The following is a 17,862-nucleotide window of genomic DNA, read 5'->3' as shown; positions in this document are numbered from 1 at the left end:
CAGGAAGCGAACTCCCTAAATTTCGTTTCGGACCTTTTGAATATTTGCGTCAACGCGAGCAAGCCAGCACGACCATCCATCGGCTCGCACTGACTCAGAACTAGCTTCTTTCAAATCCCCCAGGAGAGAGTTTATGTTTCGCCGTACAATTTCCCCCGACGAGGAAATGTCTTACGTAGGCTCGCATCGCAAACGCGGCATCATTGTCGTGCTTTCCGCAGTGCTGATGATTGTGATGATGGCGATGCTCGCGTTCAGCATCGATGTCGGTTACATGTACACTATGCAGTCGCAACTGCAGCGTAGCGTCGATGCCGCGACGTTGGCCGGGGCTGGCTCGCTGATCAATGGCGAAGACGCAGCTACCGAAGCAGTTCACGAATACCTGGTTCGTAATCCAGTCGGCACGCAGTGGAAAGAATATGATAACCAGCCGGTCGCCGATAGTGTCGACCACTTCCTGACGAATTACTCGCAGGGACTGGAAATTGATTATGGCGAATGGGACGACACCACCAAAGAAATCGTCCCTTCAGAACGTCCTGCATCCACCGTCAAAGTGAGCATGCGGTACGACAACATGCCGTTCTTCTTCGGCCATTTGCTCGGCAGAGATACGTTCAGTGTTCAAGCACAAAGCGCCGCCGCATATCAACCGCGTGACATCATGATGGTGCTTGATTTGTCGGGCTCGATGAACGACGACAGCGAGTTCAAAGCCTTCAATACCTTAGGGGTCGATCACGTCACCGCCAACCAGTTCCAGATGTACGAAGAGCTGGGATCGCCGGTTTATGGTAACCTCGAATTCGAGCCACAATGGGCGACCGCCAAAGGCCCTGCTCCGCAGACAGATGCCCAGGCCCAAGTCACCGCAGAATACCAATACGACAAAGTGGTTGTTTCTTCCACGAAGTCATTCGAGCGAGTTCGCGTTCGCCGCGGTAACGGTGACATCATTAATTACTATCCAAGTGGAACGACCGGTACGTTTTCGCCAGGAGGTCAGGTTCGCGAAGTTTGGGCTTACAGTGGGAAGCAAAGTGATGGCTCCGACCAAGTCCATTACTTCGACTTTACCCGTCGAGATACGTTTATCACAGCGTTGGGCCTGGACAACGTCAGCTACCCTTACAGTGGTAACTGGGACAGTTACATCAACTACTGCACATCCAGCAGTGGCCAAAACAGAAACGCAGGCTTCCGCTACAAGTTTGGCTATCAGAACCTGATCGTCTACTGGCTGGAACAACGATCGCTTAACAACCAATCGTCAGACATGTGGAAGGCAAGTGCCCAGCCAATCACCGCGTTGAAGTCTTCGGTGACGATGTTCGTCAACTTCATCCAAGATGCCGACTCGGACGATCAAATGGGGCTTTCGATGTACAACGGCCCCGGCGGTGAAGGCATTCTCGAGTCGACGCTTTCAGACGACTTTGGATTCATCGTCGCTCAAGCGAACCAACGACAAGCTGGCCATTACCACAACTACACCAACATCGGTGGTGGTATGCGAGTGGCTCGTGAAGAACTTGATGCCCGAGCTCGACCAGGTGCTTTCAAGATGATCGTCCTGATGACGGACGGTGTCGCCAACTGGACCAACGGTGGCGTCAACAATTCAGCAGCTCGAGATGCGGTCATCAACGAGGCTCACCTTGCCGCTGAAAAAGGCTACGTGATTGTCACGATCAGCATGGGTGCCGGAGCAGACACAAACCTGATGCAGCAAGTCGCTGACATCACGAAGGGTTCTCACTTCAACATCCCCGGGGGGAAAACTGGTGAAGAATATGCGGAAGAACTGACCGAAGTCTTCCAGCAAATTGCAGGATACCGCCCACTGCGACTTGTGCAATAGTCGCAGTCTAGGGAAACCGACTCTTCCCGCCAGAGGCCGTCGTGCACCGCTGCCCGCGCGACGGCCTCTTCTCCTTTCGAAGCTTCATTCTGCGGTATTTCATGTCCTGGCTTGAATTGCTCGAGCCATTGCCGACATGGCAATCTCTATGACTGTCGTAGCCTAAACCTAGGCCACTCCGACTACTTGCAATTCGGGCAAAGTCTGCTATCGTCTTGGCTGGTAATTGGCTCAAAGTGTTTGAAAGCTTCAGCTTTCGGGGGCTTTCTACCCGACATTTGCGCCGTTACATTGAACGAACCGAAAAGGCCTGCGGACCGACGTTTGCTTTTCAAAGTCGTCGTGGGCATCACCCCGAATCTTCTTAGTTCACGTACGGAGAATCCCGGATGTCGATGTATATCGGAGAAGCCCTCGCTGGGGATGGCAACGAAGTCGCGCATATCGATTTGATGATCGGTTCGAAGGATGGCCCTGTCGGCCACGCGTTTGCTTCGGCGTTGGTTAACCAAACTGCCGGTCACTCCAATCTGCTGGCCGTTCTGACCCCGAACCTGGCCGTTAAGCCTGCCACAGTGACTATCACCAAAGTCACCATCAAGAACTCGAAGCAGGCCGTTCAGATGTTCGGTCCAGCACAAGCAGCAGTTGCCAAAGCGGTTGCCGATGCCGTGGAACAAGGCGTGATTCCTAAGGATCAGTGCGAAGATCTGGTCATCGTCTGTGGTGTCTTCATCCACTGGGAAGCCCAAGACGACAAGAAGATTTACGACTACAACTACGAAGCGACTCTGCAGTCGATCAAGAATGCCATGGCTGGCAAGCCAACCGCCGACGAAGTGGTCGCTGGCAAAGAACAAGCGGCTCACCCGTTCCGCGGGTTCTAAGAGCGGTTTCGCTTCCGTCTTAGCTAAATCAAATCCCGCGTGGTCGTGTGGCCTCGCGGGATTTTTTATGAACTGCCGAAAGGATGAGGCGATAGTCGTTTGACTTGTAACGCGTACCAGTTGTAACGGTTGAATCGACTCGTACCGATTTTTTCAGCCCCGCTCTTTTAGGTGAGGTATGGTGGCGTATCAACTCCGGATTTCCTGGCGCATTGCAGCCGAGGTTATTTCGGCCTGCATTCACCACCTGCGACAGTCTCAAACGAGATCGCGTTTCTCCGAAAGAGTTCATACAATGTGGAATTGGCTTGTTCGTCAATGGCACTGGCCAGCGGCGGCTTTGTTTACCGCACTGTTCCTTATGGCCATCCTTCCGCTGGTCTACTGGTCAGTAGGTCTCGCGTTGGCACTCGTATTCGTCCAACTTCCGATTTACATGATTCACCAATGGGAAGAGCATTCCGGCGATCGGTTTCGGCTCTACATCAATCGCACCATTGGTGGCGGCCGAGAAGCGTTGACACCTTCGGCAACTTTTTGGATCAACTCACTTGGCGTTTGGGGCGTCGACTTGCTCGCGATCTACTTGGCAATGGCGATTGCTCCCTGGGCAGGATTAATGGCTGGCTATCTGGCGGTCGTTAACGCAATTCCTCACTTGGCCACCACGATTCGTCGTCGAGAATACAACCCAGGTGTCATCACCGCGGCAATCCTTTTCCTTCCCATGGGAACGTGGTGCATCGCCATTGCAGGGGCCAATGCTGGTTGGCAAGCGCACGCGGCGGGATTGCTTGTTGCTGTGGGCGTTCACATTGCTATTATCGTTCACGTGGCACGACGCCTCGCGCGACTATCACGACAAGAGACGGTCGTGCATGATACGCAGACCGTTCACGCGTAGACTCTTCTCGTTCATAAGAAAGAACCTCCCCATGAAGAACATCCTGCTTCAACTCGATACCGATACGCAGCCGAGTACGTTTGATTCTGTCGTCGCCGTCGATTCTGGAGCCGATGTGATGTTTCGACATGGAGAGGTATTGCCTGAGCAAGTCGCAGGTCTGGTACATGGCTTAATTTTCACTCGCGCATCGCACAAACTAAACCATTCCGCCATTTATGTTGGTGGGTCCAATGTCGATAAAGCGGAAGAACTTCTCAAAGCGGTCACCAAAAGCTTCTTCGGTCCGATGCGTGTCTCGGTGATGATGGACGCCAACGGTGCCAACACGACAGCCGCCGCAGCTGTGATCTGCGGGGCTCGTCACTTGGACCTTGAAAACACCCAGGCTCTCGTTCTTGGCGGGACTGGTCCAGTCGGACAACGTGCTGCACGACTGTTAATTCGAGCCGGTGCCAATGTCCGATTGGCTTCTCGCTCGCTCGAAAAAGCACAAGCCGTTTGCCAACAAATTGCCGACGATGTCGAGATCGGGACACCAGAACCGATTGCCACCAGTGACGATGCTTCGACATCTGCCGCTCTGAACGGGGTTCAATTAGTCATCGCTGCCGGGGCCGCTGGCGTCACACTTTTATCCCAGGCGACACGAGATCAAGCTAAGGACCTTCAAGTCGCAATTGACTTGAATGCCGTTCCTCCCGTCGGCATCGAAGGAATCGGTTCGCAAGACAAAGCGGAAGAGCAGGGAGAACAAATCTGCTATGGGGCTATTGGAGTCGGTGGCACAAAGATGAAAATCCATCAGGCCGCGATCGAACGCTTGTTTAGTCGAAACGACCTGGTTTTGAACGCTGAAGAAATTTTCGCGTTGGGAATGGAACTGGAAGGCTGATTTTCCCTGCGTGCTATCACCCCAGAACGGTCGACATAAACAGAGTCGATTCATTAGATTCACGCTCGGGGGAGAAACGAATGCGAAATTGGATGCTGGCACTGACGCTATTCGCAGGTCTATCTGTCACGTCGATGGCTGAGGCTGCCGGTCCCGCCCAATATTGGATCATCGCCCCCGAATCGACCGCGTCGCCGATTCTCACGCCGCGTCCTAAAACGCGGTACTCCTACGGTTGGTTTGGAGTCAGCCAACCGTATCGAACCGCCGGGTATCATCACGGCTATCAAAACACCTACGTCGACTGGACGTTCCGGTAGGCATCGCCGAGTGGATGGTTCGCCATCAAACAACTAAGTGTGAGCAATCCCACCACTAAGCATTTCGTAGTCGATCCAGCAGGTTTCCAATACTGAAACCAAACTGATGATCAGACTCGTGCCGTTCTCTTTGCATGTCGAAAGAGTCGATCTGAGCAAGCTCACTAATTCGGACTGGTTGCTGCTCAAACGATACTTGCTGCCCCACTTGGGCTGAGACCACTTGTTCCAGCGTTTGCGCGTTAAGTCTTTCGCGCGGCACGTGAACTTGTCGCAGGCCTGGCAATCCGGGTGAAGCGTGCGAGGTCTGGTGCATTGGTCCGGCAGGAGTTAGCGAGGGCCCCATAGCTGGCGGCGATGGAACGCTCTCCACAGGAACCGCCGGGGCACTTGGCACTGGTTCGCTCTGAGTCGGAGGCAGATAGCACTCGTCGTACGGCAAATAGATCGCCCCCGTATAGAAGTCGACCGCAAACGCCACGACGCCGGGGACAAAGAAAAACAACATTCCCAAACCGTTCAGGGCAGCGACTTTCCAGTCGATTTGATGGGAATGTGGACGATGGACGCGGTCGGTATGTAATAGCGTACCGCAACCACTCAAAGCACAAGCAACAGGCCCAAAATAGATCGGGACACTCAGGTGCTTCAGAAACTCTCTTCGCTGCATTCTTTTCTCCAGGGGACCGAGTTGCTCCTAGCTGAAAAGAAGCCCTCTATCCAATCTACCTCGCCCCGAGAGACTATCGACATTGCGGATTATGAGAGTTAAGCCGATTTTGCTGAGTCCTGGTTCTTGACGACATTGCAACCGGTGGATGCCGCCGGAACATTGTTTAACGAGCAGCACCGACGAAGAAGCTGAATACCTGAGTCTGGTCGGTGTCGGCGTGGTTGATTGGGAAGGCAAAGTCCAATGCAATCGGAGCTTGTCCCAACGCAGGCACCGAGATTCGCAAACCGAAACCAGGTGCGACGTCGAAATCATCCCACACAATCTTCGTCGACTCTTCGACTGCACCAACGTCGGTGAAGAGCACACCCTTGACCATGTCGTCGGCAGTGATCGGGAACGTGTATTCCACGGAGCCTAACAGACGAAACGGACCACCAATGAACACGTCGCCCGACTTCGGACCAACACGACGGAAGTCGAAACCACGCAGCGTCGAGAAACCACCAGCGTAGAAGTTCTCAAAGATTGGCGTATCGGAACCTGAGAAGCCTGCGCGTGTCGAGAAGCCCAACGTGTGACGGCCTGAACCATCCGGACGCTCGCCTAGCAGGAAGTACTGACGGAAGTCAACTTCGGCTCGCGAATAGTTGTACTCGCCGAAAGCTTGTTCCAAGTTGATCTCAAATAGGTGACCTTCGGTCGGAGCGAATGCCAAGTCGCGTGTATCGTGCGAAATGCTCCAGCTACCGGTGTACAAGTCTTGGTGTCCCAGCACGGCGTCAAGTTCCGGCACGCCAGGCACGCGAGGATCACTGATCTCGACATCTTCCATTCGAAGGCTGACCGATGTGGAAAGGTCAGGCGTCAAGCGATAGCCCAAGCCAACACGTCCACCGACACGCTGTTCGTCCCAGTCGCGATAGATTCGATTGAAGAAGTAACCACTCAAGTTCAAACTGACACGTGTATTGAACAGATAGGGCTCGCTGAAGCTGACCATGTAACGCTGCACTTGGCTACCCGGCATTGCTTCGATACGGAAACCCTGCCCTGCTCCACGCCATGCTCGGCCGTTCCAAACGTCGTCGACGCTGGTCGGGTAACGTTTCCAGTCGAAGTTACGTTCGTCGATAACGATCGAACCGGTCACACCGGCGTCGGAGTTGATACCGACACCGAATTGGAATCGCCCCGTCTGAGCTTCTTCCGCACGAATAGTCAGGTCAGCAGTTCGGCCTGGGTCGTAATAAGGGTTTGGAGAGATGATCGCATCTGGTCCTAACGGCGGATCATAAATACGAGCACCACCTAGCGGTCGACCATTGTTCTGAGGATAGCCGTACGTTCCGGGAGGTCCAGTCACAGGGGCTGGTACGGGAGGAGCTCCGTACGGGTAGCCTGAAGGATCGGTGTTGTACATTCCCGTTTCGGGATTGGACGGTGAAGGATATCCCTGCTGGTACTGAACCGGCTGAACCGCTTGTTGCTGTTGGTACGGTTCGTAGGTGCCAATGGGTGATCCTGAGGCAGGCATTCCGTTTCGGTACTGATTCGGATTGCCAGGCGACGCTTCATAGGCCGCGCGATCGTACGAATCCCAGTTCTGTGCGCTTCCAGGATAACCTTGGCTGTCTCGCCCCTGAACGTTCCAGTTCGGTGCGGCCTGTTGCCCACGGTTGTCGACCCAGTTCTGAGCCGAAACCGAATTCCATGCTGCGGTAGTGCAAGCCATGAAACTCAGAGCGATGGTTATCTTCAGCAGTTTTCCGCTTCTGTCCACCTAGGGGTCCTCATTCAGCGTTGGCGCTCGGGGGGGAAATCGAGCTGAACCAGGCTTCTTAGTTGTTCGGCACGGATGATGAATAAACGGAGTTTGGATAGTGCTGCGGGTGCGTCGGCACTGCGGCTTCACGATATACAGGCTGCGAATAACGGCTCATCTGTGGCACCGCTTGCTGTGGCGGCGACGTGTGCGATGGAGCTTGTTGATAGTTACTTTGCTGCACAGGATACCCATTCTGTGAATGGACTTGATTCGCGTAGTTTGTATTGGGACTTTGACCGCGATACGTTCCACCACCGCGCTGCTGAGCAACTTGCGTCTCGACTTCGCTAAGCTCGGGAGGAGCCACGGTAATCGAAGGGGTTACGCCACGGTGCGGCTCGTTGACAAAAAGCTGCGAGGCTTTGATACGGCGTTCGTCGTCACGGATCTTTGTGATGTCGATGATATCGCCTGGCTGAAGCGACATGCGGTTAAGAATCACCGCGTGCTTCGTGTGCGGGAAGTCACCGCTGATTTCGATGTTGATATTTCCAACGCGGTACTGATCTCCTTCGCGAATGTCATACACCAAGTCAAGCGTCCCTGGTGTTTCCAGGAAGCGAGGCTCGGCTTGAACGTCTGCGTGGATATATCCTTGCGAGCCGTACAAGTCAGAAATCGCGCGGATATCCGCATTCATCTTCTTCTGATCGAAGTACTCGCCTCGTTCCATTTTGACTTGGCTAGTCAGCTGTTCGGTCTCGAAGCGAGTATGCCCCACAAACGAGATGTTGCGAACTTCATAGCGAGGCCCTTCGTCAATCACAAAAGTGACATAAGCCCACAATCCACTGTCGCTGTACTCGACGATGCGATTGATCTGTGCTTTGAAGAAACCAAGGCTTCGATAATAAGCGGTCAGGCTGTCGACGTCTTGTTCCAGCTGCGATTTATCGAGTTGGCCCTTAAGAACATAGAACCAGCCTGGCTTGCTTTTGACTTGCGTTTTCAATCGACTGTCGGAAGCGATCGAATTGCCCACGAATGCAGTACTACCGATTCGAGCCAGTGGCCCTTCATGGATCATAAAGACAACCCCTTTGTCTTCGGGGCCTAGGCCTTCAACTACCTGAACCGTCGCTTTTCCGTGTCCACGAGTGTGGTAATAGTCTTCCAGCTTGATGCGGGCTTCTTCGATAACGTACTTATTCAGCGTTCCTTCGAGTCGCATCTCCGACTTTTTCAGAAGCGTTTTGTCGCGGACCGATTCGTTGCCGAGAAACTTGATATAGCCAATGCGTGGGCGTTCCTCGAACTGGAACGTGACATAGATGCCTTCGGCAGACTTATCGGTCAGAATTTTGACGTCGCGAAAAAGTCCGGAAGCTGCCAAACGGCGAACGTCTGACTGAATTTGCTCCGCGTCAAACTCTCGACCCACACGCGATTTAATCATCGATCGAATCCGTGTTTCTTCCGTCTGAGCATTCCCTTGCAGGCGAATCCCCGTAATCAACGGCTGAGTCGGAACCGATGGTGTAATCGGTGATGGCGCGGTCAGTTGTGGCACGATGTCCTGTGCTGCGGCCTGGTTAAGTCCAGAGCCAAGACATCCTAGCGCGGTTAAAACAACGACGCTCGTTAGCCCGTGGCGTATCCACTGCATGCGGTAAATCCCTTTATCAACTTATCTGGCTGGCTTCCTTGCCTACCAATGCCCCCTAAAAGCGCAAGGCTTTGGGTCGCAATGTGGAGAAATACTGGAACGCCTCACTCCTGGCAAGACGAATATCGCCTAGGAGTTACGCTGAGCTGGGATACGCATCGGAAAAGTTTATGGTTCAGGTAAAATAGGATGCTAGCGATGCTGCTGGCAGCGTCACTTCCATCTATTTCACCGGCAGAAGCTGAAGAGCATCTAAAATCACGAACCCATCGGTATCTTGATTTCGAATAACGACCTGAACGACATCTTCTGCCGACAGCTGAACCTCGCCGATTGTGCGGAACCCCTCACCATTGGGCAGCGGCTTCGTCTGATCGACAAGGATAGCTGTTACCTTCGCCCCATTTTCAAAAACGACCGGAACGTTTTTAGCTCGCGTCGGATGGGCCGAATAAGCCATCTTCACTTCGTACATGCCGCTCTTTGGAACTTTGAATTCAAAACGAGCCGTCGCAGTCCGATCCCCTTTGGCATCGTCATGGCGATAGCTACCATCAACACTTGGCTTGAAGTTTGAGGAACGAGCCCACTCCCCTTCAAGCTTGGCAGCTGAGTCATCCAGGACGATACCAGGAAGGCTTTTCGAGGCGATCGACGATGCCTTCGGCTTTGCGGGAAGATCTGCCAGCGCGGGAAGATCGAGAACCTGCCCTTGAGCAAGTAACCGTTCCCGCAATTGAGGATATGGCAATTCCTGAACTCCAACGTCATGTTTCGCAGCCAAAGCGGCAGCAATGCCAGCACTTTGTCCGATGATCATCCATGTCGGTTCGACACGAATCGAAGAGATGCCGACATGCGTACATGACATCGCCACAGGCACTATCAGGTTATCGCATTCATTAGGTTGGGGGACGATAGATCGATAAGGAATGTGGTACGCATAGCCGTGACGTCGATCAGGCATGCGAACTGGAAAAATCGTTCCCTCATCGGCAACGGTGCCATTCTCAAAGGCGACTCGCTGACAATCGTGTGAGTCGATAGGAAACGACGAGACCGCAATCGGGTCATCCTTTTCAGGAGCTTCCAAGATGTCCGATTGGCTGACGACATACATTCCCTGCATGCGGCGACCTTCTCGAACATAGAGCTGCGGTGGCCAATGTTCGTTATCGGCGAACTCATCTTTGCAAAGTCCAAGCCGAGCATACTTGGCGCGTATCTCTTGCGGCACAGCCGGATCGTTTGTCAAGAAGTGATAGAACTCCAGCGTGTACTGTTTGTGCTGATCGAAGATCTCGTCTCGTCCAGCCTGATCCGCCTCACTCCAACCATTGCACGCCCCGACAAGTCCTAGCGAGAATTGCCCACCAATCGAATTGTTGCCGTCAAACTTGTTTCCAGGCAGGGGATACAGATCAATCCCGAAGCTACGTCCTCCGGATGCGATATAACGACGAACCGCTTCAAATCGAGCCGGATCATAACGCTTCGGCTTCGGCATAGGGACCTTGTTTTCAGGGTCTGCTGTCAGACAAAGTCGAAAACTGTAGACCATTACCAAGTCGTCCCCGTCGGCCTCGTTGCCAGGAGAATTGGTCGTCAGCAAAGGCAGCAACTTGCCATCTTTATCGAATCCATCGATCTTCATTCGCCCTTTCGGATATCGCTTTCCGGCAAGCGACTCGCCAAACTCCGCTTTTCCTTCACGGCCAATCGTCCAACTAACATTCGCCGCGGCCAGAAGGTCTCCTTCGTAAGTCGCATCGATGAACGTCTTCGCCTGGAAGTTCCCCTGATCGGTGACCAACTCAGTGATGGTTGCGCCATCCTTCTTCACCAACTGCAGCACGTGCTCCGGAAGGACTTCGACCTTGGCTTCTTTCAGCATGTCCATCGTGACCCGCATGGCAACATGCGGTTCGTACGTCCACTTCGCGTTGTCCTTCACACTCACATCGTAGGGAAGCTTCACGCCTCGGGACTTGTAATCTTCTTCAACGCGACGATGCCATTCATCAAACAAACCCATCACCGTCGAGCGGACCGTTTGATTCGAATCGCTAAAACTCAAGCCGCCTGTATTCACTCCTCCGACATGCGATGTCGGTTCGATGAGTATCACCGATGCCCCCTCGCGAGCAGCAGCAATAGCAGCGCAGACGCCTCCTGGCGTGGCACCGTAAACGATTACGTCGACTTGCTGATCTTCCGCGTGAAGGACGGAAGCATTTAGCCAAGCAGTCGTGAACACGAAGCAAAGACACATCGAGAGCGTCAAAGATTTCATATCAGGCAGGTGGGGCTGGAGTGATGGGGAGAGGTTTAATGAACGCCATTGTAATCCATTTCAAACCACCATTCCAAACAGCTGCCAAGACACTCTACTGCATGGTTAAATCAACGAGATAAATCAAAGAGGGCGAGTAATGTATCAAAAGCAAACCAACACCAACCCAGTGCACCCAATCCCTTCGCTTGCGGAGCGCACCTTCGACTACGGCGGTAATTAGTACGGCTGAGAAAATGAAGACTCTAGCCACCAGGTTGATCGTTTCTAAAAGGTCGTACGATACGATTCTGCCCATCGGCCATTGAAGCGGATTGAGCAAGACGATAACCAGCAGGCTTGAGAACAACATGGTTCCCAAAATAACTCGCCATACAATACCGAAATGAGACCTACAAACGCCAACGAGAAACAACATGGCTGCCGCTACACTTTGGACGAGGGCCTGTGATTCGTAAATCGATTGTCGAAACGGGTCATAGACGCGCGTTGGATCATAAGTCGCGGCATCCACTGCCGTTGCCACCACCGCACTTAATTCATAGATGCATAGAAATAACAAAAGCAGATGCCCAGGCTGCCACACAAATGGAACTTGGCGACTTCGCCAGACCGCCAGCAATAATATTGCGGTAGCTGCGGTTCCTAAAGTAAATGCTTTGCCCCCATAAAACCGCAATGAATGCCAGTCCAGCTGAGACGCCAAGTCTTTCCCAAACAGATTCAAAAGGGAAACCCAAAACGTAGTTACCACCGCAAGTAGCAACACCCAAAGCATCAGCAGTTTTAGCGAAAGCTTAGGAACAACCGGAGGACATTCAGGCGTATCGGACAAGCGATTCTTTCCAGCGATCGTTCGAAACTATGAGTCGAATCGAATCCACTCTCCATCGATCCGACGTTCGTGCGGGAGGTAGTTGGCTTTGTACTTCATGTGGTCGTTGCCAGCGACATAGAAACCGAGATACAAGTACTTAAGCCCCCACGCACGGCACGCTTCGATTTGCTTCAGAACAGAGAAATTTCCAATGCTTAGCTCTGACATTTCAGAATCGAAATAGCAATAGACAGCCGACATTGCTTCTTGTCCTACGTCAGCGATGGCAATACCGACCAAGTCATCACCACGATAGTACCGAAACTCACGACTGTCGCAGCAGCTGATTCCGATAAACTCTTTCAAACTACGGATATCAATCTCACTGCCTGGCTCGCCAAGCCCTCGGCCGACTTTGTGCTTGTTGTATAGGTCGACTCGCTCACGATCGACCATCGGTTCACCGATCTCGACGCGTAGCTCAGGCTCTGCTTTCTTAAGCACGCGACGATGGCGCCGACGCGGCTTAAACTCTTCGACTGGAATGCGAATCGGTTCGCAGGCATTACAACCAGGGCATTGCGTGTGATAGATGAAGATGCCCGATCGCCGAACGCCTTCGGCCAAAGCTTGATCAAACGAGCGAGGATCCGCTCGGAATTCGGTCAGATAGAACGGTAGCACAGCCAGCCGGTCCGGCAGGTAAGGGCACGTCTCTTCGACGTCGATAAATTTTGCTCCGTAGCGATGGCTCACTTCGGACCTCTTTTTCGGCACGTACCTAACTTAGGCCATCCAACAATCGACAAACGTATTATAGGTCGATCGACTTCATGTTCCGCGGAAATCTTTTGCCTTGTCTTTAGACGCAAAAGAAAAGGAGGCTTAAAAGCCTCCCTCGCCTTGGTTGAATGCCGAGAAATCGTCTGGCTCGCGGTCGAATGCGTTCTCAAATCGCGTAAAGTCCTTGAGCCAAGTCAGCTTGATATCGCCAACGGGGCCTGCACGCTGCTTACCGATAATGATTTCGGCCTGACCGGCGTACTGTTCGCGTTCTTCGCCGTGGTGATAGTATTCCTCACGGTGGACGAACATGACGACGTCGGCATCCTGCTCGATGGCCCCCGATTCACGAAGGTGACTAAGCTTCGGCTTGTTGTCTTTCGAGACTTCCGCTTGCCGGTTCAACTGGGCGAGACACAAGATCGGCACGTTCATTTCACGAGCCAAACCTTTTAATCGCCGAGCGATCTTGGCGACTTGTTCTTGCCGTGGATCTTCTGCATTGTCCGGCTCGATCAGCTGCAAATAGTCGATAACGATCAAACCAAGACGCTTCTCGTTACGAATAATTCGTCGAGCAGACGCCGCGATTTCTGCCACCGTTCGACTTGGCGAGTCGTCCACAAACAGCGGGGCTTCGCCTACCAACGAAGACTTCTCGATTAAGCGAGCACGATCTTCATTGCTGAGCGTGCCATTACGCAGTCGGTGACCGTTGACTCTCGCAACGCTACACAAGAGTCGGTCGCATAACTCGACCGAGCCCATTTCCAAGCTGACGAACAGCACCGGGACTTTGTCGTGAACAGCCACGTTTTCAGCGATATTCATTGCGAACGCTGTTTTACCCATAGCTGGACGAGCCGCGAGGATCAGCAGCTGACTTCCATGGAAACCGCTCGTCATCTCATCGAGATCAGCGAACCCTGTCAGCACACCATCTTCATTCGCTTCGCCACGGAGCCGGGCATCAATGCGTTCCATCGCCACGGTCACGATCTCGCGCATGCTGGCCATGCTTCGACTGTCGCGACCGTCGAGAATGCTAAAGATCTTCTGTTCCGCCCGGCCGATCAATTCTTCCGGCTTGCCTGCTTCCTGATAGGCATCTTGCAAGATGTCCGTGGCGGCGAGAATAAGATTTCGGCTTGTTGCTTTCTTCCGAACAATCTCAGCGTAGCTCACCGCATGGGCCGCATGTGGTACGCTTCGCGCGACTTTGGCGAGATATGCCGCGCCACCGACGAATTCCCAGTCGCCAGTGTCACGCAGATGCTCGCTTAGCAGGGTGACGTCAATCTTGCGTCCACTGTTGTGCAAGTCGACCATATGCTCGAAGAGCTTCTTATTGGCATCGTCATAGAAGTCCTCCGGCCGAAGAACCATGATGACGTCGTCGAGAACGTCAGGCAGCAAAATAATACTGCCGAGCACGCAATGCTCTGCCTCGACGCTGCAGGGCGGCTGGTTATCGAGAATATTGGTGCTTACCTCTTCTCGATCCTCAAACCGTCGCTTCTTCGATTTGCTACCGGTAGCCAAGGATGTGCTCCGTCCGTAGGTTGAGAAAACGTCTGCCTGACTTCGTGTTCCATCGTACCGCGCCTTGCAGTCAGCACAATCAAGACGCCAGATTTAGGCATTTGGCGACGAGCGATCACAAGATGAAACGACAAGCATAAAAAAACTCCTCGGGGAGGCCGAGGAGTTTTTGAGTGTCCGCTGGGGAAGCTATCAAGGCCGGCGATTTCGCCAGGGAGCCGACCGAGCTTCGTCACCTTTGGAAAAAGGGAGTGCGACTTACTAAGACCAACAAGCCTCGAGTCAAAGTAAATTCGACTCAAGAGGCATGCCGTAGCGTGCTATGCGGTGCCGGACTTTTGCGGCGGCTGTGCACGATTAAACTCAGTGCGAATCTCGCACCTGACCGAGCGAGCGAAATTATTCGCCGGCGACGGTCGGAACAACCCAAACCTTCAGTTCCGATTCAATTTCGGCATGAAGGTGAATCTTAACGGTATACAAACCGAGTTCTTTCAGCGGACCTTGCAGGCGAACCTGATCTGGGGTCACGGTGAAGTTCTGCTCTTTCAATGCCGCAACGATTTCGGCCTGACCAACGCTGCCATACAAGTGGCCTTCGTCGTTGGCATTGGCTTCGATCGTAACACTTTGACGATTGAGCAAATCGGCGATTGCACGCAGACCGGCCAAACGCGACTTTTCGATCTCGGCCAGCTTTGCTTTGTGCTTTTCGACCATACGCTTGTGATGCGTCGTTGCGACGGTCGCCAAGCCCTGTGGGATCAGGTAGTTGTTGGCGTAGCCAGGACGAACTTCGACAACGTCGCCAGGCTTGCCAAGGTGGTCAACCGATTGGATCAGCAGCAGTTCGATACCGCCGTTTTTGCCTTTAGGAAGACGCTTCCAAGGACGTGCTTTGTGCTTTTCAGATCGAGTTGGCATGGTTTGCTATTTCCAAGATTTGCCAGTGGATTGGCGATCGTTATTTACAATGTCAGGTGACGTCGAGCAAGTCGACCGCCAGCCACTAAAACGGAATGTCGTCGTCAGCGGCGCCTTGGGAACCTTGTCCCCCGAAGCTGCCGTCATCGTAGGAATCGTAGTCGCTCGAACCGCCCTGGCCGTAGCCACCGCCACCCTGAGGTTGCGATTGCCGTTGCGGAGGTCGCGAACCGCCACGGCTTCCACCGCCGCCGCTCCCGTCTCGTCCGCCGAGCATCTGCATCTTTTCGCCGACGACGCGAAGCTTGGAACGCTTCTGGCCGTCTGTTTCCCACGTGTCGAGCTTGAGGCGTCCTTCAATCAAAACAGGGGCACCCTTGCTCAGGTATTCACTAGCAATTTCCGCAGTCCGTCCCCACAACGTCACATCGACGAACGTGGTCTCGTCAACCCATTCGCCCGATTGCGTTTTGCGTCGATCATTGACCGCCAGGCCCAGCTCGGTGACGGCTGTTCCTCCGCCGGAGACGTATCGCAAATCGATGTCCCGTGTCAGGTTCCCGACCAGAATTACTCGGTTGAAACTTGCCATCGTGACGCTCCTTCAGGGGGAAATTCAAAATCGACTGGGTTGGAACCGGGAAAGCTTAAGCAGAAACTAGTCTGCTGCTTCGACGGTTTCTTCTTCACCTTCGGAGGACGAATCTTCGTCATCGCTATCGCTCGAGCCGGAAGAATCCGAGTCGTCGTCACCGGCGAATTCGTGACCTTCGGCGTGAGCGATCAACATGTCGACCAGGCGAGGATCTTGCTTGATGAACAAGTATCGCAGCATGTCGTCGTTGATATTGCACGCGTAGTTCAACTCGTCCATTTGCGAGCTGTCCAAGCGGAAGTAGGTCAACCAGTAGGTACCACGACGCTGCCCGTTGATCGGGTACGCCAAGCGTTGTTCCGCCCACATGCGGCTAACTAGGATTTCGCCTCCCAGCTTTTCAACCAGGGCGTTGATTTTTCCGGAGACCCCATTGGGATCCTTTCCATACCGGTTGGAGTCCAGAATGAACATCCCCTCGTAAACGTAAGCCGCCAAGGTTTCTACTCCTCGAATGTCGACGTCAAAATGATCGGTGAGTGATTAACCACTCGCTTGCTGGGCCAGTGGAATAGTCACGTTGGTAGTGAAATTCTTATCCGTTGTATTGATTCATTGTGTGCGTCAAACCCTGGGTTGCCCAGTCTTCGACTGCCGAAGCAGCACGCTCAACACACAAATCGATCTCAGGCTTTTCCGCCTTGGCAAAACTGCTCAAAACGTATCCAGCCACATCGGCTCCTTCTCGCGGAGGTCCGATTCCGACACGAAGCCGGGGAACCTCATCGGAGCCGAGCTTTTGTATTACATCCGCTAGGCCATTTTGGCCGCCTGCCGATCCTTTCCCCTTCATGCGAAGCTTCGCCAAAGGGAGATTGAAATCGTCGCATACAACCAAAACGTCGTCCCGCGTTAACTTATAAAAGTCGAATGCAGGTCGAACACTGTTTCCGCTTTTGTTCATAAAGGTGTGCGGCCAAAGCAACATCAGCTTTTGACCACCAACACCCAGTTCGGTCAGTTGACCGTTGAACTTCGCTTTCGGCTGCGATGCGCTATGGCGTTTTGCCAGCGTATCGAGCACGTCGAAGCCCACATTATGCCGGGTGCCTTCGTACTTTTTGCCTGGATTTCCGAGCCCGACGACGAGTTTCATCACATCCAGTCAATCAACACCAGCGGCAATCGGCCGACTTAGTTACCGGCTCGGTAGAAGTCGACGTGAAGAACTTCCGTCCCGAAAGTGTCCCATTGGACCTCTCGCATGACGACGCTCTCGGTAACGTCTCCTTCCAGGTTAATGTCCTTGGCACCGTGACGCACGATCACATCGAACTGCTCGGCACACAGTTCCAAGTTAATGACTTCCTTGCCTGCACCGTACAAAACGGCGGGGATTTTCCCGTCACGACGCAGGTTGCGATTGGCGATCTTGCCGGTCTTTTCTCGCTTCGTGGCTTTGAGTGTTTCGGCCATGAAAACTTGTTCCGCAGTCAGTAAGTGTTGTCTAGGGCGACCGGGCAAATGGTGCGTCTGGTCGGGTCTTATCTATCGAAAGTGGTTCGCCCAAAGAGCGTAAGCTCCCTGAGGACCAACTTCGTAATTTTGGAAACTGGTTATTTTGCCAAACAATCTGCCGTTGGCAAGTCCAAACAAGGCGTCCCAGCCGAATTCATGTCAAGCGGAATTCGAGAATTGCCCAAAGCCCCAGCAAAACGGTCGAATTAGCCCTGGGAATTCTCTTAAAAAAGACGGGCAATCTACCGACGTAAACCAATACCGAATCGAACTTTAGAGAAACCATCTCGCATCTTAGGTGTTGGATCAGTACCGAAATCGTCCCATTGTTGACGATTCGCGGCGGGGGATTGCTAATCTGCTTTCTTTAAGAACAATTGAATGGAAAGCGAAATGCTCTCCCAAATTGCTTA

General features: G+C 53.2%; 17 protein-coding genes. 5 read left to right on the top strand and 12 right to left on the bottom strand.

All coding sequences use genetic code 11. From position 1 onward, the window contains the following. Positions 1-133: 133 nt before the first annotated feature. From LA756_RS22975 to LA756_RS22955, 5 genes are all read left to right on the top strand, one after another. Positions 134-1,864 (top strand): pilus assembly protein TadG-related protein, encoded by a 1,731-nt coding sequence (locus tag LA756_RS22975; protein WP_224437065.1) that lies wholly within the window; start codon positions 134-136, stop codon positions 1,862-1,864. A gap of 389 nt (positions 1,865-2,253) precedes the next feature. Further along, positions 2,254-2,751, top strand: a complete 498-nt coding sequence (gene fae / locus LA756_RS22970) for a formaldehyde-activating enzyme (protein WP_224437064.1) — start codon at positions 2,254-2,256, stop codon at positions 2,749-2,751. A 295-nt stretch (positions 2,752-3,046) separates the two neighbouring features. Continuing rightward, positions 3,047-3,655 (top strand): HXXEE domain-containing protein, encoded by a 609-nt coding sequence (locus LA756_RS22965; protein ID WP_224437063.1) that lies wholly within the window; start codon positions 3,047-3,049, stop codon positions 3,653-3,655. A gap of 31 nt (positions 3,656-3,686) precedes the next feature. Then, positions 3,687-4,550 carry a methylene-tetrahydromethanopterin dehydrogenase N-terminal domain-containing protein gene (locus tag LA756_RS22960; protein ID WP_224437062.1) on the top strand — a complete coding sequence of 288 codons (864 nt, stop codon included), beginning with the start codon at positions 3,687-3,689 and terminating at the stop codon, positions 4,548-4,550. Between the two features lie 80 nt (positions 4,551-4,630). Then, positions 4,631-4,870, top strand: a complete 240-nt coding sequence (locus LA756_RS22955) for a hypothetical protein (RefSeq protein ID WP_224437061.1) — start codon at positions 4,631-4,633, stop codon at positions 4,868-4,870. Between the two features lie 55 nt (positions 4,871-4,925). On the opposite strand, the gene LA756_RS22950 is transcribed toward LA756_RS22955, so the two are convergent. The 12 genes from LA756_RS22950 to LA756_RS22895 all read right to left on the bottom strand — a co-directional run bounded on the left by LA756_RS22950 (position 4,926) and on the right by LA756_RS22895 (position 17,407). Further along, positions 4,926-5,540 carry a hypothetical protein gene (locus LA756_RS22950; RefSeq protein ID WP_224437060.1) on the bottom strand — a complete coding sequence of 205 codons (615 nt, stop codon included), beginning with the start codon at positions 5,538-5,540 and terminating at the stop codon, positions 4,926-4,928. A gap of 166 nt (positions 5,541-5,706) precedes the next feature. After that, positions 5,707-7,326 carry an outer membrane protein assembly factor gene (locus LA756_RS22945; RefSeq protein WP_224437059.1) on the bottom strand — a complete coding sequence of 540 codons (1,620 nt, stop codon included), beginning with the start codon at positions 7,324-7,326 and terminating at the stop codon, positions 5,707-5,709. Positions 7,327-7,384: 58 nt separating this feature from the next. After that, entirely contained in the window at positions 7,385-8,977 is a 1,593-nt protein-coding gene (locus LA756_RS22940) for a POTRA domain-containing protein (RefSeq protein WP_224437058.1), read from the bottom strand. A gap of 223 nt (positions 8,978-9,200) precedes the next feature. After that, a complete protein-coding gene (locus LA756_RS22935; RefSeq protein WP_224437057.1) occupies positions 9,201-11,234 on the bottom strand; it encodes an FAD-dependent oxidoreductase in 2,034 nt (677 codons plus the stop codon). Positions 11,235-11,364: 130 nt separating this feature from the next. Then, the gene (locus tag LA756_RS22930) at positions 11,365-12,105 is read right to left on the bottom strand and encodes a hypothetical protein (protein ID WP_224437056.1); all 741 of its coding nucleotides are present in this window, start codon (positions 12,103-12,105) and stop codon (positions 11,365-11,367) included. A gap of 27 nt (positions 12,106-12,132) precedes the next feature. Beyond that, on the bottom strand, positions 12,133-12,843 hold the full coding sequence (locus tag LA756_RS22925; protein ID WP_224437055.1) for an arginyltransferase: 711 nt from the start codon (positions 12,841-12,843) through the stop codon (positions 12,133-12,135). A gap of 129 nt (positions 12,844-12,972) precedes the next feature. Further along, positions 12,973-14,412: a replicative DNA helicase gene (dnaB, locus tag LA756_RS22920; protein ID WP_224437054.1), complete on the bottom strand. Its 1,440-nt coding sequence runs from the start codon at positions 14,410-14,412 to the stop codon at positions 12,973-12,975. A gap of 399 nt (positions 14,413-14,811) precedes the next feature. After that, a complete protein-coding gene (gene rplI, locus LA756_RS22915; RefSeq protein ID WP_224437053.1) occupies positions 14,812-15,336 on the bottom strand; it encodes a 50S ribosomal protein L9 in 525 nt (174 codons plus the stop codon). Positions 15,337-15,421: 85 nt separating this feature from the next. Next, on the bottom strand, positions 15,422-15,928 hold the full coding sequence (gene ssb / locus LA756_RS22910) for a single-stranded DNA-binding protein (protein ID WP_224437052.1): 507 nt from the start codon (positions 15,926-15,928) through the stop codon (positions 15,422-15,424). A 66-nt stretch (positions 15,929-15,994) separates the two neighbouring features. Beyond that, positions 15,995-16,429 (bottom strand): 30S ribosomal protein S6, encoded by a 435-nt coding sequence (gene rpsF, locus LA756_RS22905; protein WP_224437051.1) that lies wholly within the window; start codon positions 16,427-16,429, stop codon positions 15,995-15,997. Positions 16,430-16,526: 97 nt separating this feature from the next. Then, a complete protein-coding gene (gene pth / locus LA756_RS22900; RefSeq protein WP_224437050.1) occupies positions 16,527-17,087 on the bottom strand; it encodes an aminoacyl-tRNA hydrolase in 561 nt (186 codons plus the stop codon). A 38-nt stretch (positions 17,088-17,125) separates the two neighbouring features. Next, positions 17,126-17,407 carry a hypothetical protein gene (locus LA756_RS22895; RefSeq protein WP_224437049.1) on the bottom strand — a complete coding sequence of 94 codons (282 nt, stop codon included), beginning with the start codon at positions 17,405-17,407 and terminating at the stop codon, positions 17,126-17,128. Between the last annotated feature and the right edge of the window lie 455 nt (positions 17,408-17,862).

This window comes from Bremerella sp. TYQ1 (assembly GCF_020150455.1).
Lineage (GTDB): Bacteria > Planctomycetota > Planctomycetia > Pirellulales > Pirellulaceae > Bremerella > Bremerella volcania_A.
Note: the sequence above shows the minus strand (reverse complement) of the source record. Positions and strands in the feature narration are given on the sequence as shown.

Excerpts from the sequence above, each read along its gene's own strand:
- ssb (WP_224437052.1), bottom strand. The coding sequence starts at position 15,928 with ATGGCAAGTTTCAACCGAGTAATTCTGGTCGGGAACCTGACACGGGAC.
- LA756_RS22940 (WP_224437058.1), bottom strand. The coding sequence starts at position 8,977 with ATGCAGTGGATACGCCACGGGCTAACGAGCGTCGTTGTTTTAACCGCG.
- LA756_RS22975 (WP_224437065.1), top strand. The coding sequence starts at position 134 with ATGTTTCGCCGTACAATTTCCCCCGACGAGGAAATGTCTTACGTAGGC.
- LA756_RS22955 (WP_224437061.1), top strand. The coding sequence starts at position 4,631 with ATGCGAAATTGGATGCTGGCACTGACGCTATTCGCAGGTCTATCTGTC.
- rplI (WP_224437053.1), bottom strand. The coding sequence starts at position 15,336 with ATGCCAACTCGATCTGAAAAGCACAAAGCACGTCCTTGGAAGCGTCTT.
- LA756_RS22950 (WP_224437060.1), bottom strand. The coding sequence starts at position 5,540 with ATGCAGCGAAGAGAGTTTCTGAAGCACCTGAGTGTCCCGATCTATTTT.
- LA756_RS22965 (WP_224437063.1), top strand. The coding sequence starts at position 3,047 with ATGTGGAATTGGCTTGTTCGTCAATGGCACTGGCCAGCGGCGGCTTTG.
- LA756_RS22960 (WP_224437062.1), top strand. The coding sequence starts at position 3,687 with ATGAAGAACATCCTGCTTCAACTCGATACCGATACGCAGCCGAGTACG.
- fae (WP_224437064.1), top strand. The coding sequence starts at position 2,254 with ATGTCGATGTATATCGGAGAAGCCCTCGCTGGGGATGGCAACGAAGTC.
- LA756_RS22895 (WP_224437049.1), bottom strand. The coding sequence starts at position 17,407 with ATGGCCGAAACACTCAAAGCCACGAAGCGAGAAAAGACCGGCAAGATC.
- pth (WP_224437050.1), bottom strand. The coding sequence starts at position 17,087 with ATGAAACTCGTCGTCGGGCTCGGAAATCCAGGCAAAAAGTACGAAGGC.